The sequence below is a fragment of the Paracoccus shandongensis genome (assembly GCF_017315735.1).
In the GTDB taxonomy this organism is placed as follows: Bacteria; Pseudomonadota; Alphaproteobacteria; order Rhodobacterales; family Rhodobacteraceae; genus Paracoccus; species Paracoccus shandongensis.
In genome coordinates this window covers 20462-34232 of record NZ_JAFLRK010000009.1, presented here as the reverse complement: position 1 = coordinate 34232, position 13771 = coordinate 20462, and the positions used below count along the sequence as shown (strand labels likewise).

Sequence of the window (13771 nt, the reverse complement as noted above, 5' to 3'; positions counted from 1 at the left end):
CAACGACCTTGCGCAAGCCCGGAAGGTCCGTCCCATGCGTCCCCAAACCCTGTCCATCATCGGCTTCGGCGCCTTCGGCCGGCTGATCGCCCGCCACCTGCGCCCGCATCTGGCGCTGTCGGCCTGCGATCCCTGCGTCAGGCCGAACGACCTGACGCAGGTCGATCCGGCGGGGGCGGCGCTGGCCGACATCGTCGTGCTGGCCGTGCCCTTGGCCCAGGTGGAGAGCGTCCTGCACGCCATCGCCCCGCATCTGCGGCCCGGCGCGACGGTGATCGACGTGGCCTCGGTCAAGGTCGAACCGGCGCGGCTGATGCTGGATCTTCTGCCGGATCATGTGCAGATCATCGCCAGCCATCCGCTGTTCGGCCCCGCCAGCGCGGCGGGCGGTGTCGCAGGCCACCGCATCGCCTGGTGCCCGCTGCGGGGCCGGTCGCACCGGCTGCTGGCGGCGTTCCTGCGTGCGCAGGGCTTGCAGGTGATCCCCACCACCCCCGACCAGCACGACCGCGACATGGCGGTGGTCCAGGGCCTGACCCACCTGATCGCGCGCAGCCTGTCGCGGCTTGGTCCCCTGCCTGATCGGCTGGCAACCCGCAGCTTCACCCTGCTGGCCGAGGCCGCCGCCATGGTCCAGAACGATTCGCCCGAATTGCTGGCAACGATCCTGCGGGCGAACCCCCATGCGGCGGCGGTCCGCCAGCGGTTCCTGGCGGAAGCGGCGGGGATTGCGGCCGGGGATTAACCCTCGGCCGCCTTCTTCACCGCCTTCTTGGCAGGCGCCTTCTTCGCCGCAGGCTTCTTCGCGGCCGCCTTGGCCTTGGGCGCGGCCTTCTTCCTGGCGGGCGACTTGCCCGCCTTGGCGGCGATCAGTTCCAGCGCCTGCTCGATCGTCAAATCCTCGGGCGCAACATCGCGGGGCAGGGTGGCGTTCACCTTGTCCCATTTGACATAGGGGCCATAGCGCCCGCTCATCACCTGGATCGCGCCGCCGTCGGGGTGGTCGCCCAATTCGCGCAGGGGCGCCGCAGCGGCTGCCCGGCCACGGGTCTGCTTGGCGGCCAGAACCTCGACCGCGCGGTTCATGCCGATAGTGAAGACCTCCTCCACATCCGGCAGGTTCGCGTATTTCGACCCGTGCTTCACATAGGGGCCGAAGCGGCCGATCCCGGCTTCGATCAGCGCGCCATCCTCGGGGTGGTTGCCGATGGGGCGGGGCAGGGACAGCAATTGCACCGCGCGGTCCAGATCCAGCGTGGCAGGGTTCCAGCCCTTGGGAATCGAGGACCGGGCGGGCTTGGGATTGTCCTCGCTGGCTTCGCCCCGCTGGACATAGGGGCCGAAGCGCCCGGTCTTGAGGCTGATCGGATCGCCGTTATCCTCGCCCAGGATGCGGTCGCCCACGGCCTCCTCGCCGTCGGGGGCGGAAATCGGGCGCGTGTAGCGGCATTCGGGATAGTTCGTGCAGCCGATGAAGGCCCCGCCCGACCGCGCGGTCTTGAGGTTCAGCCGCCCCTTGCCGCAAAGCGGGCATTCGCGCGGATCGCCGCCATCGGCGCGCGGGGGATACAGGTGCGGCGCCAGCGCCTCGTCGATGGCGTCCAGAACCTCGGTGATGCGCAGTTCGGACGTGCCTTCCAGCGCCTTTGAAAAATCTTTCCAGAACCGCGCCAGAACCTCGCGCCAGACCAGGTCGCCCGCGCTGATCTCGTCCAGTTCGTTTTCCAGATCCGCCGTGAAGTCATAGCTGACATAGCGCGGGAAATACTTGGTCAGGAAGATCGTGACCAGACGCCCCTTGTCCTCGGGGATCAGCCTGTTCTTGTCCTTGCGGACATATTCGCGGTCCTGGATCGTGGTGACGATGCTGGCATAGGTGGAGGGGCGGCCGATGCCCAGCTCCTCCATCCGCTTGACCAGCGTGGCCTCGGTATAGCGGGGGGGCGGCTGGGTGAAATGCTGGCGGGCGGCCACGGCGGCGGTTTCATCGGCGATGAAGCCCTCCGCCACAAGCTGCCCGGCCGAGGCTGTCTCGATCAGCGCATCCTCGGTTGCCGATGCCTTTTGATAGTCGGACAGGAAGGCTTGGCCCACCAGCTTCGCGGCCTCGCCTTCCTTGATCGCGGGCAGGCGGGCGCTGTCCTCGCCATCCTCGTCGTCGCGGCCCTGGTCATAGACGCGCAGGAAGCCGTCGAACAGCATCACCTGGCCCGTGGCGCGCAGGCCGACCTGGTTGTCCGGGCTGGCGATGTCCACCGTGGTGCGCTCCATCCGGGCGGCTTCCATTTGGCTGGCGATCGTGCGCTTCCAGATCAGGTCATAAAGCTTGCGCTGGTCCTCCGCCGTGACCTTCAGCCGGTCCGGCGACAGCATCATGTCGGTCGGGCGGATGCATTCGTGGGCTTCCTGCGCGTTCTTGGCCTTGTTCTTGTACATGCGCGGGCTTTTCGGCACGTAGTTCTCGCCGAACTTGGCGCGGATCGCGTCGCGGGCGGCATGGACCGCCTCGGGCGCCATGTCGATGCCGTCGGTCCGCATATAGGTGATCAGCCCCGCCTCATACAGCCGCTGCGCCGCCGACATGCAGGCCTTGGCGCCCATGCCCAGCTTGCGCGACGCCTCCTGTTGCAGGGTCGAGGTCATGAAGGGCGGCCAGGGGTTCCGGGTCGCGGGCTTGGCTGCGACCGAAGTGACCTTCAGATCGCGGCTGGCCACCGCGCTGACGGCCATCGCGGCCTTTTCGGCACTGGGCAGGTCGAAGCGGTCCAGCTTGGACCCCGCCAGCGACACCAGCGTGGCGTCGTATTCCGCGCCGCCCGGCGTCGCCAGGCGCGCATGGACCGACCAGTATTCGCGGGCCTTGAAGGCCTCGATCTCCATTTCGCGGTCCACGATCAGGCGCAGGCAGACGGACTGCACCCGGCCCGCCGATTTCGCGCCCGGCAGCTTGCGCCACAGCACCGGCGACAGGTTGAAGCCCACCAGGTAATCCAGCGCGCGGCGCGCCAGATAGGCATCGACCAGCGGCTGGTCGATCTGGCGGGGATGGGCCATCGCCTCGGTCACGGCGGCCTTGGTGATGGCGTTGAAGGTGACGCGGCTGACCCCGGCGCCCTTCTTCAGGGCAGGGGACAGCGCCTCCAGCAGGTGCCAGGAAATCGCCTCGCCCTCGCGATCGGGGTCGGTGGCGAGGATCAGGGTCTGGTCGTCCTTCAGGGCGTCCTTGATGGCCTTGAGGTGCTTCCTGCTGTCAGCCGCGACTTCCCATTTCATGGCGAAATCGTCGTTCGGATCGACGCTGCCGTCCTTGGGGGGCAGGTCGCGGACATGGCCGAAGCTTGCCAGAACGCGATAATCGCCGCCGAGGTATTTCTCGATGGTCTTGGCCTTGGCCGGGGATTCGACAACGACGACTGGCATTCTTACCTCGGGGCGCAGACCTTGCGATGGGGCGGCAACATGGGTGCGGTCCCTGCCAGTGTCAACCGGGCGAAATCACCCGCCGCTTGTGCCGCCATCAGCCAAGTGCCAGCCGCCCGCCCGGCACGCGCAGCAGCCGGCCCTGCAGTTCCAGCGACAGGATCGCAGCACTTGCCGCAGCGGCAGGCAGGCCCAGGTCGCGGATCACGTCGTTTTCATCCGAGGGCGAGGGGCCGAGCCGCGACAGGATCCGCGCCTCGATCTGCCCGGCCTCGACCGGCTGGGGGCGGGCGAGGGGGACGGGCGCTGTCTCGGCCATGCCCGCAGGCTCTGCCTCGCGGCCAAGCGCCGTGCAGACATCGGCCGCGCTGCGTACCAGCAACGCCCCGTCGCGGATCAACTGGTTGCAGCCCCCCGCGCGGGCATCCATCGGGTGGCCCGGCACGGCCATCACCTCTCGCCCCTGATCCAGCGCGTTCTTCGCCGTGATCAGCGTGCCGGATCGATGCGCGGCCTCGATCACCACCACGGCCAGCGACAGGCCAGACACGATGCGGTTGCGGGTGGGGAAATGGCGGGCCTGCGGTTCGGTCCCGGGCGGCTGTTCCGACACGAGCACGCCCTTTTCCGCGATCTGCGCGGCCAGGATGACGTTTTCCGCCGGATAGATCACATCGACGCCCCCCGCCATCACCGCGATGGTGCCGGTGGGCAGGGCCGCGTTATGGGCGGCCGTGTCGATGCCGCGCGCCAGGCCCGCGACGACCGTATGCCCGGCCTCGCCCAATCCCGCAGCCATGCCCCGCGCCATGCGCAGGCCCAGCGATGAGGCGTTGCGCGCCCCGATCACCGCCACCGGGTTCCTGGACAGCCAGGAGGGATCGCCGCGCACCCACAGGATCGGAGGCGCCCCGTCGATCTCGCGCAGCGCCGCCGGGTAAAGGGGCGAATCGCAGCGGATCAGCCGTGCGCCGACCTTGCGGCCCGCCGCCAGTTCCGCCGCCGCCACGCCTTCGGGGCAGGCCTCATAATCGGGGATGCCCGCCGCCGCCGCGATGGCGGGCAGGGCCTCCAGCGCCGCACGCGCGCTGCCGTGTTCGGCGACCAGCCGGTGATAGGTTGTGGGTCCAACCCGGCGCGACCGGATCAGGCGCAACACCGCCAGGTCGTCGTCGGGGGTGCTGCGCCCGTCGAAAGGAAGATGCCCGGTATCCATGCTGCCTCCGGCCCTTGTCCGGGAATCAGCATTACCCCGAAGCCGTTAACAACTGGTTAGCAGCACCTCACGCCGCCGAGCCGCCCACCGTCAGCCCGCCGATCAGCAGCGTCGGCTGGCCCACGCCCACCGGCACCCATTGCCCCTGCTTGCCGCAATTGCCGATGCCGGGATCCAGGCTCATGTCGTTGCCGATGGCGCGGACCTGTTGCAGGGCGGTCGCCCCGTCGCCGATCAGGGTGGCCCCCCGGATCGGATCGCCCACCACGCCGTCCTTCACGCGGTACGCCTCGGTGCAGGAAAAGACGAACTTGCCGTTGGTGATGTCCACCTGCCCGCCGCCGAAGCCCACGGCATAGATGCCGTCGCGCAGATCCGCCAGGATCGCCGCCGGATCCGCATCGCCGCCGGGCATGTAGGTGTTGGTCATGCGCGGCATCGGCGCATGGGCAAAGCCCTGCCGCCGACCGTTGCCGGTTGGTTCCACCCCCATCAGCCGGGCGTTCTGGCGGTCTTGCATGTAGCCCACAAGGATCCCGTCCTCGATCAGCACGTTGCGGGCAGGGGGCATCCCCTCATCGTCCACGCTGATGCTGCCGCGCCGGTCGGGGATGGTGCCGTCATCGACCACCGTCACGCCGGGGGCTGCGACCCGCTGGCCCATCAGCCCCGCAAAGGCCGAGGCCTTCTTGCGGTTGAAATCGCCCTCAAGCCCGTGGCCCACGGCCTCGTGCAGCAGGATGCCGGGCCAGCCGGGGCCCAGCACCACGTCCATCACGCCCGCAGGCGCGGGAACGGATCGCAGGTTGACCAGGGCGATGCGCAGCGCCTCGTCCACGGCGGGCTGCCAGTGGGCGGGGTCCATCAGCCCGGCCAGGGGCACGCGCCCGCCGCCGCCATGGCCGCCGGATTCGCGGCGGTCGTTGTTTTCCACGATCACGCTGACATTCAGCCGCGCCATGGGGCGAATGTCGGTGACTAGCCCGCCCTCGGGCCGCAGGATCGCGATTTCCTGCAGGGACGAGGCCAGCGACACCGTGACCTGCACCACGCGGGGATCGCGCGAGCGGGCGTAGTCGTCGATCTGGCGCAGCAGCTCGATCCGGGTGGCGAAGGGGATGCCCTCGGCCGGGTCGGCGGCCATGTAGAGCGGCTGGACCTGCAAGGGCGCGGCGGGGGCCAGGACGGCGCCGCCCGCGCCCACCGCCAGGCGCGCGGTTTCCGCCGCGCGGCGCAGGGCGGGTTCTGATATCTCGGTCGAATGGGCGTATCCCGTCACCTCGCCCCGGACGGCGCGCAACCCGAAGCCCTGCTCGGCGGTATAGCCCGAATTGCGCAGCCGCCCGTCGTCGAAGACCAGCGATTCCGACACGGATCGTTCCAGGAAAAGCTCTCCATCCTCGGCGCCGGCGGTCGCCTCGCGCAGGATGGCCAGGGCGCGGTCGCGGTCCAGATGGGTGGCGAAGGGGTCGAAGGGGGTGCGGCTCATGGGCGGGGGTCATCTTCCGAAAGGGGCGCGATGCCGGGATTTTGCGCAGGCAGGCTTATGTATCACTTGCCCGTGGGGTCGAGATATGGTCATAGAACGGAGATTGTTAAAGGAAAAGGGTCGCCCTCGGGCGCCTGCGGTCGCGCGGCCGCACCAGGATAACGGGATGGAATGATGGCAATAGCGATGATTCGCCGTGGGGTCGCGGCATGTTCCGGGCTTGCGACAGCGGGAATGATAGCCAGCACTGCCTTGGCGCAGGACGCTCTGGGCGAGCTTCCCGTGATCGGCAAGCCGGAACCCAGGGGCGTGAACTTCCAGCCCGCCGCGACGGAACTGGCGCGCGACCAGCAATGGCTGGACCATTTCGTGCTGATCATCATCACCGCGGTCACGATCTTCGTCTGCCTGCTGCTGCTGGCGGTGATCCTGCGCTACAACAGCCGCTCGAACCCGGTGCCGGCCAAGTTCACGCACAACACCCCGCTGGAGATCGGCTGGACGCTGGTGCCGGTGCTGATCCTGGTGACTATCGGCGCCTTTTCGCTGCCCGCGCTGTTCCGCAGCCAGGAAATGCCCGCCGATCCCGACGTGGTGATCAAGGCCATCGGCAACCAGTGGTACTGGTCCTACGAATACCCGGAAAACGGCCTCAGCTTCGACGCGATCATGCTGACCAAGGAAGAGCTGGCCGATTACGGCTATGCCGAGGACGAATACCTGCTGGCCACCGACAATGCCGTGGTCGTGCCCGTGGGCCAGACCGTGCTGCTGCAGGTGACCGCCAACGACGTGATCCACAGCTGGACGATCCCCGCCTTCGCCGTCAAGCAGGACGCCGTTCCGGGCCGGATCGCGCAGGCCTGGTTCAACGTGGAACAGGAAGGCGTCTATTTCGGCCAGTGCAGCGAGCTTTGCGGCATCAACCACGCCTACATGCCGATCGTCGTGAAGGCGGTCAGCCCCGAGGTCTATGCCCAGTGGGTCGCCGAGCAGGGCGGCACCCTGGAAGGGGTGGCGGAAACCGCCGCCGCATCGGCTGCAACCGACGTTCAGGTGGCCCGGGCCGAGTGACCGCCGCCCGGACCAGCCAGAAAGCCAGACGGACGACATGACCGACATCAACGCATACCAAGGCGCAGCCCCCGAGGCCGAGTTCAGCGACTTCGTCGCGCTGCTGAAGCCGCGTGTGATGTCGCTGGTCGTCTTCACGGCCTTTGTGGGCCTGTGGGTCGCGCCGGTCGACGTGCATCCCTTTATCGCCTTCTGCTCGGTCCTGTTCATCGCGCTTGGCGGCGGGGCCTCGGGCGCGCTGAACATGTGGTATGACGCCGATATCGACGCGGTGATGCGGCGCACGCAGAACCGCCCGATCCCGGCGGGCCGGATCGACGGCAATGCCGCCCTGGCGCTTGGGCTGATCCTGGCGGGATTTGCCGTGATGATGCTGGGGCTGGCGGCGAACTGGTTCGCGGCGGGCTTTCTGGCCTTCACGATCTTCTTCTATGCCGTGGTCTATACGATCTGGCTGAAACGCTGGACGCCGCAGAACATCGTGATCGGCGGCGCGGCGGGCGCTTTCCCGCCGATGATCGGCTGGGCCTGCGCCACCGGGGGCATCAGCCTCGAATCGCTTCTGATGTTCGCGCTGATCTTCTTCTGGACGCCGCCGCATTTCTGGGCGTTGGCGCTGTTCATGAAGTCGGATTACCACGAGGCCAAGGTGCCGATGCTGACCGTCACCCATGGCCGCCCGGCGACGCGCCGCCATATCTTCGCCTATACGCTGGTGCTGGCGCCCTTCGCGGTTTGGCTGGGCTTCACGCAAGTCGGCGGGCCGATCTATCTGGCGGCGTCCGTGGTGCTGAACGCGCTGTTCATCCACGGCGGCTGGCAGATCCTGCGCCGGTCCGAGGAAGCGGCCATCGCCGATGGCTATGCCGTGGAAAAGCGCGTCTTCAAGCTGTCCTTGAACTATCTGTTCCTGCATTTCGTTGCGCTTCTGGTCCAGAACTGGTGGGGGGCCTGGTGATGCCGCTGAACGCCGAGCATGAGATCCACCGCCGCCGCCGGTCGCGCAATGTCGGCCTGGCCGTCGTCCTGGTCTGTTTCGTCGCGCTGGTCTTCGGCCTGACGGTGGTCAAGGTCCAGCAGGGCGACATGATGGAAGCCTTCGACCACCAGCCCCGCGTGTCCGTCCTGCCGTCCGATCAGCCGGAGGCCGCCCGATGAGCCGCCGCATGTCGCCCGAGACGAAAACCGTCACCGCCCTGGTCGCGGTCGTGCTGACCATGGGCGCGCTCGCCTGGGCCGCCGTGCCCTTCTACGACTGGTTCTGCCGCGTCACGGGCTATGGCGGCACCACGCAGGTCTCGCAGGCCGGGTCGGACACGGTCCTGGACGAGGTGATCCGGGTCCGCTTCGACGCCAATGTGGACCCGAACCTCGACTGGACCTTCCGGCCCATGCAGGCCAGCATGGAACTGAAGATCGGCGAAACGGGCCTGGCCTTCTACGAGGCCGTGAACAATTCCGACGTGCCCGTCACCGGCACGGCCAGCTATAACGTCGCGCCGGAAGTGGCGGGCTATTACTTCGACAAGATCGAATGCTTCTGCTTCACGGAACAGACCCTGCAACCGGGCGAACGGATCGAGATGCCGGTCAGCTTCTTTGTCGATCCCGGGCTTGTGGGCGACCGCGACGCGTCCTGGGTCAGGGACATCACCCTGTCCTATACCTTCCACCGGACCGAGCCGAAGCAGGCGGCGCTTGACGCCGCCCCGGCCGCCAACGTCAACTGAACACATAAGGAGCCGACGGGGACAGCTCATGGCGCACGCAAAGAACCACGATTACCATATCCTTCCGCCGTCGATCTGGCCCTTTGTCGCAGCGATCTCGGCCTTCCTGATGCTGTATGGCGCGGTGGGCTGGATGCATGCGGACGAAGTTCACCTGCTGGGCATTCCGGTCAACGGCCCCTGGCTGTTCCTGATCGGCCTGGCCGGGGTTCTGTACGTGATGTACAGCTGGTGGGCCGATGTGGTGCGTGAAAGCCAGGCGGGCGATCACACCCCCGTGGTGCGCATCGGCCTGCAATACGGCTTCATCCTGTTCATCATCTCCGAGGTGATGTTCTTTGTCGCTTGGTTCTGGAACTTCATCAAGCAGGCTCTCTATCCGATGGGCCCCGAAAGCCCGATCAAGGACGGCGTCTGGCCGCCCGAAGGCATCGTGACCTTCGACCCCTGGCACCTGCCCTTCATCAACACGCTGATCCTGCTGTTGTCGGGCGTGGCCGTGACCTGGGCGCACCATGCCCTTGTCCATGACAACGACCGCAAGACCACCATCAACGGGCTGATCGTCGCGGTGATCCTGGGAGTGGTCTTCTCGATCCTGCAGGCCTATGAATACAGCCACGCGGCCTTCGGCCTGGCCGACACCGCCTATGCCGGGGCCTTCTATCTGGCGACGGGCTTCCACGGCTTCCACGTCATCATCGGCACGATCTTCCTGTTCGTCTGCCTTTTGCGCCTGATGAACGGCCAGATGAGCCAGGAAAAGCACGTGGGCTTCGAGGCCGCGGCCTGGTACTGGCACTTCGTGGACGTGGTCTGGCTGTTCCTGTTCGCCGTGGTCTATGTCTGGGGCAGCTGATCCCCGCCGATCCTGGAATGCGACGCGCGGGGCAGACCCCGCGCGTTTTTCTTTAGCCGGACCTTTTCCATGCGCCGCATCCTGTTTCCCCTGATCCTCGGCATCGTCGGCTGCGCGATCCTGATCTCCCTCGGCCTGTGGCAACTGCGCCGGATGGAATGGAAGGAAGACATGCTGGCGCAAATCCAGGCCAGCATCGAGGCCGCGCCCGTGCCCTTGCCCGCCACGGTCAACCCTTCGATGAAATACCTGCCCGTGACCGTCAGCGGCACCACCACGGGGGCCGAAATCGACGTGCTGTCCGGCACCAAGGAACAGGGCGGGGGCTATCAGATCGTCTCGCGCTTTGTCACCGACGACGGGCGGGCGATCCTGCTGGACCGGGGCTTCGTGCCCCAGGAACTGCGCCATGCCGAACGCCCGCCGGTGCGCCTGACCGTGCGCGGCAACCTGCACTGGCCCGACGAAAAGGGCAGCGCCACGCCCGAGCCGAACCTGGACGAAAACATCTGGTTCGCCCGCGATGTGCCCGCCATGGCCGCCGTGCTGGACACCGAACCCGTGCTGGTCGTCGCCAGCTTCGTCCAGGGCGACGCCCAGGGCGTCGAGCCGATCCCCGTCGCCATCGAGGGGATCCCCAACAACCACCTGTCCTATGCCGTGCAATGGTTCCTGATCGCGGCGACTTGGGCAGGGATGACAGTCGGCCTGATCTGGCGTATCAGGCAGCGGAAATACTGAGGGATAGTGATGCGCTACGTCTCGACGCGGGGAAAGGCCCCGGTTCTGAACTTTGAAGGGGCGATGCTGTCGGGCCTGGCCCGCGACGGCGGCCTCTATCTGCCCGAGACGATCCCGGCGTTTTCCGGCCTGAACGACCTGGACGGCCTGCCGTATGAGGAGGTGGCCTTCCGCGTCATCCGTCCCTTCACCGGCGACAGCTTCACGGACGCCGAACTGCGCGGCGCCATCGACCGCGCCTATGCGCGCATCGAACACACGGCCAAGGCGCCCCTGCGCCAGTTGGCCCCTGGCCATCACCTGCTGGAACTGTTCCACGGGCCGACGCTCGCCTTCAAGGACTTCGCGATGCAGCTCATCGCGCAGCTGTTCCAGATCGCGCTGAAGCGGTCGGGCCAGCGGATCACCATCGTCGGCGCGACCTCGGGCGATACCGGCAGCGCGGCCATCGAGGCCTTCAAGGGCATCGACAATGTGGACGTGTTCATCATGTTCCCGCATGGCCGCGTCAGCGAGGTGCAGCGCCGACAGATGACCACGCCCGACGCGGCGAATGTCCACGCGCTGGCCGTGACCGGCCATTTCGACGACTGCCAGGCGCGGCTGAAGGATCTGTTCAACGACCACGCCTTCCGCGACAGCGTGGGGCTGGCGGGCGTTAACAGCATCAACTGGGCGCGCGTGGTGGCGCAGATCGTCTATTACTTCACCGCCTGCGCGTCCCTGGGGATGCGCCCGACGGACTTCACCGTGCCCACCGGCAATTTCGGCGACATCTTCGCGGGGTCCGTCGCGCGGGCCATGGGCCTGCCGATCCGCCGCCTGATCGTGGCGACGAACCAGAACGACATCCTGCACCGCGCGCTGACCACGGGCGAATACCGGGTCGGCACGGTGGAACCGTCGATCAGCCCGTCCATGGACATCCAGGTCAGTTCCAACTTTGAACGCGCGCTGTATCTGGCCTATGGCGGCGACACGGCGGCGATTGCGCAACTGATGGACGAACTGAAGGCAGGCGGCTTCGCCATCAGCCAGGGCGCGCTTCAGGCCCTGCGCGAGCAATATCTCTCGGGCCGCGTGTCCGAGGACGAAACCATCGCCATGATCCGCACGGTCCGCGCCGAGACGGGCGAGGTTCTGTGCCCCCACAGCGCCGTGGGTGTGGCCGTCGCCCGCCAGCACCTTGAGCCCGGCGTGCCCATGGTGACGCTGGCGACCGCCCATCCGGCCAAGTTCCCCGACGCGGTGGAAGCGGCCATCGGCATCCGGCCCGCCCTGCCGCCGCACATGGCGACCCTGTTCGACCTGCCCGAACGTGTCACGCGGGTTGAAAACGACGTGCAGCAGCTTAAATCGCTGATCCTTGACCGGAGAACCCAGTGAACCAAGACCCCAACCTGCATGTCACGACCCTGCCCAACGGTTTGCGCATCGCCACGCGCCTGATGCCGGGGCTTCATTCCACCGCCCTGGGGATCTGGGTCAATGCGGGGGGGCGCAACGAACGCCCGGAACAGAACGGCATCGCCCATTTCCTGGAACACATGGCCTTCAAGGGCACCGCGACCCGCACCGCCCTGCAGATCGCCGAGGCCATCGAGGATGTGGGCGGCTATATCAACGCCTATACCTCGCGCGATGCGACGGCCTATTACGTCCGCGTGCTGGAGGATGATGTCGATCTGGCCTTCGACGTGATGTCCGACATCGTGCTGAACCCGGTCTTCGACGAACGCGAGATCGAGGTCGAGCGCGGCGTGATCCTTCAGGAAATCGGGCAGTCGCTGGACACGCCCGACGACATCATTTTCGACTGGCTGCAAGAGGCCGCCTATCCCAACCAGCCGATGGGCCGCACGATCCTTGGCCCGGCCGAACGCGTCAGCCGCTTCGGGCGCGCCGACCTGGCGGGCTTTGTGGCGGAAAACTATGGTCCCGGCCAGATGATCGTGGCCGCCGCAGGGGCCGTCGATCACGACCGCATCGTGCGGCTGGCCGAACGCGCCTTCGGCCACCTGGCGCCGATCACGCAGGCCCCTAGGGAAGCTGCGCGCTGGCAGGGCCTGGAGACCCGCAAGGTCAAGCGGCTGGAACAGGCCCATTTCGCGCTTGCCTTGGAAGGGCCGGGCTATCTGGCGGATGATTTCTATGCGGCGCAGATCTTTTCGTCAGCCCTTGGCGGGGGCATGTCGTCCCGCCTGTTCCAGAAGATCCGCGAGGAACGCGGGCTCTGCTATACGATCTTCGCACAGTCGGGATTCCACGACGACACCGGGATGCTGACGATCTATGCCGGGACGGGGGCCGAGGATCTGGCCGATCTCTCCAACCTGACCATCGACGAGATGAAGCGCGCCGCCGCCGACATGTCCGAGGCCGAGGTGGCCCGCGCCAAGGCGCAACTGCGCGCCAGCCTGTTGATGTCGCTGGAAAGCCCGTCCGCGCAGGCCGAGCGTATGGCCCGCACCCTGGCGATCTGGGGCCGGGTGCCCGATGCGGCCGAGGTCGCGGACCGCATCGCCGCCGTCACGGTGGCCGAGGTGCGCGCCCATGCCGAAGCCCTGATCGGGCAGGCCCGACCCGCGCTGGCGCTTTACGGCCCCGTCAAGGCTGCGCCCGCGCGCGAAACGCTGGCCGAAAGGCTTGCCGCCTGATGTTCCTGCGCGCGCGGCCCGTCAGGTTGGAAACCGAACGGATCGTGCTGCGCTTGCCCGCCCATGCGGATTTCCACGCCTGGGTGTCGCTGCGCCAGTCCAGCCGCGACTTCCTGACGCCCTGGGAACCCGTCTGGTCGCCCGACCACCTGACGCGCAAGAGCTTCGTCAACCGCGTCTATTGGGCAGCCCGCGCCAGCCGGGGCGGCACCGCGCTGCCCCTGTTCCTGGTGCGCCGCGACGGCGTGCTTCTGGGCGCGATCACGCTGGACAACATCCGCCGCGGCCCCGCGCAATCGGGCACCATCGGCTACTGGATCGGACAGTCCTTCGCCCGCCAGGGCTATATGCGCGAGGCGATCGGCGTATTGGTCCATTACGCCTTCACCGCCCTGGACCTGTCGCGGATCGAGGCCGCCTGCTTGCCGGAAAACGCCGCCTCTCGGGGCGTTCTGGAAAAGTCGGGCTTCAAGTATGAAGGTGTCGCGCAAAGCTATCTGCAGATCGACGGGCGCTGGCGCAACCACGTGCTTTACGCCAACCTGCGCAGCGACCGGCGCGGACGCAGCGACGCTCGATAGGACA

At 67.3% G+C, this 13771-nt stretch carries 13 protein-coding genes; 10 read left to right on the top strand and 3 right to left on the bottom strand.

Going from position 1 to position 13771, the window contains the following annotated elements:
* Positions 1–34 precede the first annotated feature (34 nt).
* Positions 35–745, top strand: a complete 711-nt coding sequence (locus JX613_RS08395; protein WP_207101014.1) for a prephenate dehydrogenase/arogenate dehydrogenase family protein — start codon at positions 35–37, stop codon at positions 743–745.
* On the opposite strand, the gene topA is transcribed toward JX613_RS08395, so the two are convergent.
* The 3 genes from topA to tldD all read right to left on the bottom strand — a co-directional run bounded on the left by topA (position 742) and on the right by tldD (position 6125).
* Positions 742–3420: a type I DNA topoisomerase gene (gene topA / locus JX613_RS08390; RefSeq protein WP_207101013.1), complete on the bottom strand. Its 2679-nt coding sequence runs from the start codon at positions 3418–3420 to the stop codon at positions 742–744. The genes JX613_RS08395 and topA overlap by 4 nt on opposite strands.
* A gap of 97 nt (positions 3421–3517) precedes the next feature.
* Positions 3518–4636: a DNA-processing protein DprA gene (dprA, locus tag JX613_RS08385; RefSeq protein WP_207101012.1), complete on the bottom strand. Its 1119-nt coding sequence runs from the start codon at positions 4634–4636 to the stop codon at positions 3518–3520.
* Between the two features lie 67 nt (positions 4637–4703).
* Complete coding sequence (tldD, locus tag JX613_RS08380; RefSeq protein ID WP_207101011.1) at positions 4704–6125, bottom strand: metalloprotease TldD; 1422 nt, start codon at positions 6123–6125, stop codon at positions 4704–4706.
* A 171-nt stretch (positions 6126–6296) separates the two neighbouring features.
* On the opposite strand from tldD, the gene coxB reads away from it, so the two are divergent.
* From coxB to JX613_RS08335, 9 genes are all read left to right on the top strand, one after another.
* Positions 6297–7199, top strand: a complete 903-nt coding sequence (gene coxB, locus JX613_RS08375; protein WP_207101010.1) for a cytochrome c oxidase subunit II — start codon at positions 6297–6299, stop codon at positions 7197–7199.
* A gap of 37 nt (positions 7200–7236) precedes the next feature.
* A complete protein-coding gene (cyoE, locus tag JX613_RS08370; RefSeq protein WP_207101009.1) occupies positions 7237–8157 on the top strand; it encodes a heme o synthase in 921 nt (306 codons plus the stop codon).
* On the top strand, positions 8157–8357 hold the full coding sequence (locus JX613_RS08365) for a hypothetical protein (protein ID WP_207101008.1): 201 nt from the start codon (positions 8157–8159) through the stop codon (positions 8355–8357). Before cyoE ends, JX613_RS08365 begins: the two co-directional genes overlap by 1 nt.
* A complete protein-coding gene (locus tag JX613_RS08360) occupies positions 8354–8929 on the top strand; it encodes a cytochrome c oxidase assembly protein (RefSeq protein ID WP_207101007.1) in 576 nt (191 codons plus the stop codon). The genes JX613_RS08365 and JX613_RS08360 overlap by 4 nt, the downstream gene beginning before the upstream one ends.
* Before the next feature lie 28 nt (positions 8930–8957).
* A complete protein-coding gene (locus tag JX613_RS08355) occupies positions 8958–9788 on the top strand; it encodes a cytochrome c oxidase subunit 3 (RefSeq protein ID WP_207101006.1) in 831 nt (276 codons plus the stop codon).
* A 69-nt stretch (positions 9789–9857) separates the two neighbouring features.
* Positions 9858–10529, top strand: a complete 672-nt coding sequence (locus JX613_RS08350; RefSeq protein WP_207101005.1) for an SURF1 family protein — start codon at positions 9858–9860, stop codon at positions 10527–10529.
* Between the two features lie 9 nt (positions 10530–10538).
* On the top strand, positions 10539–11915 hold the full coding sequence (gene thrC / locus JX613_RS08345) for a threonine synthase (protein ID WP_207101004.1): 1377 nt from the start codon (positions 10539–10541) through the stop codon (positions 11913–11915).
* Complete coding sequence (locus JX613_RS08340; RefSeq protein ID WP_419538826.1) at positions 11912–13186, top strand: M16 family metallopeptidase; 1275 nt, start codon at positions 11912–11914, stop codon at positions 13184–13186. Before thrC ends, JX613_RS08340 begins: the two co-directional genes overlap by 4 nt.
* Positions 13186–13767 carry a GNAT family N-acetyltransferase gene (locus JX613_RS08335; RefSeq protein WP_207101003.1) on the top strand — a complete coding sequence of 194 codons (582 nt, stop codon included), beginning with the start codon at positions 13186–13188 and terminating at the stop codon, positions 13765–13767. The genes JX613_RS08340 and JX613_RS08335 overlap by 1 nt, the downstream gene beginning before the upstream one ends.
* Positions 13768–13771 lie beyond the last annotated feature (4 nt).

What these genes read in the sequence shown, in the direction of transcription:
- JX613_RS08355 (WP_207101006.1), top strand. Translation starts at nt 8,958, where the DNA reads ATGGCGCACGCAAAGAACCACGATTACCATATCCTTCCGCCGTCGATC.
- JX613_RS08395 (WP_207101014.1), top strand. Translation starts at nt 35, where the DNA reads ATGCGTCCCCAAACCCTGTCCATCATCGGCTTCGGCGCCTTCGGCCGG.
- cyoE (WP_207101009.1), top strand. Translation starts at nt 7,237, where the DNA reads ATGACCGACATCAACGCATACCAAGGCGCAGCCCCCGAGGCCGAGTTC.
- thrC (WP_207101004.1), top strand. Translation starts at nt 10,539, where the DNA reads ATGCGCTACGTCTCGACGCGGGGAAAGGCCCCGGTTCTGAACTTTGAA.
- JX613_RS08360 (WP_207101007.1), top strand. Translation starts at nt 8,354, where the DNA reads ATGAGCCGCCGCATGTCGCCCGAGACGAAAACCGTCACCGCCCTGGTC.
- JX613_RS08335 (WP_207101003.1), top strand. Translation starts at nt 13,186, where the DNA reads ATGTTCCTGCGCGCGCGGCCCGTCAGGTTGGAAACCGAACGGATCGTG.
- dprA (WP_207101012.1), bottom strand. Translation starts at nt 4,636, where the DNA reads ATGGATACCGGGCATCTTCCTTTCGACGGGCGCAGCACCCCCGACGAC.
- JX613_RS08350 (WP_207101005.1), top strand. Translation starts at nt 9,858, where the DNA reads ATGCGCCGCATCCTGTTTCCCCTGATCCTCGGCATCGTCGGCTGCGCG.
- JX613_RS08365 (WP_207101008.1), top strand. Translation starts at nt 8,157, where the DNA reads ATGCCGCTGAACGCCGAGCATGAGATCCACCGCCGCCGCCGGTCGCGC.
- coxB (WP_207101010.1), top strand. Translation starts at nt 6,297, where the DNA reads ATGATGGCAATAGCGATGATTCGCCGTGGGGTCGCGGCATGTTCCGGG.
- topA (WP_207101013.1), bottom strand. Translation starts at nt 3,420, where the DNA reads ATGCCAGTCGTCGTTGTCGAATCCCCGGCCAAGGCCAAGACCATCGAG.
- tldD (WP_207101011.1), bottom strand. Translation starts at nt 6,125, where the DNA reads ATGAGCCGCACCCCCTTCGACCCCTTCGCCACCCATCTGGACCGCGAC.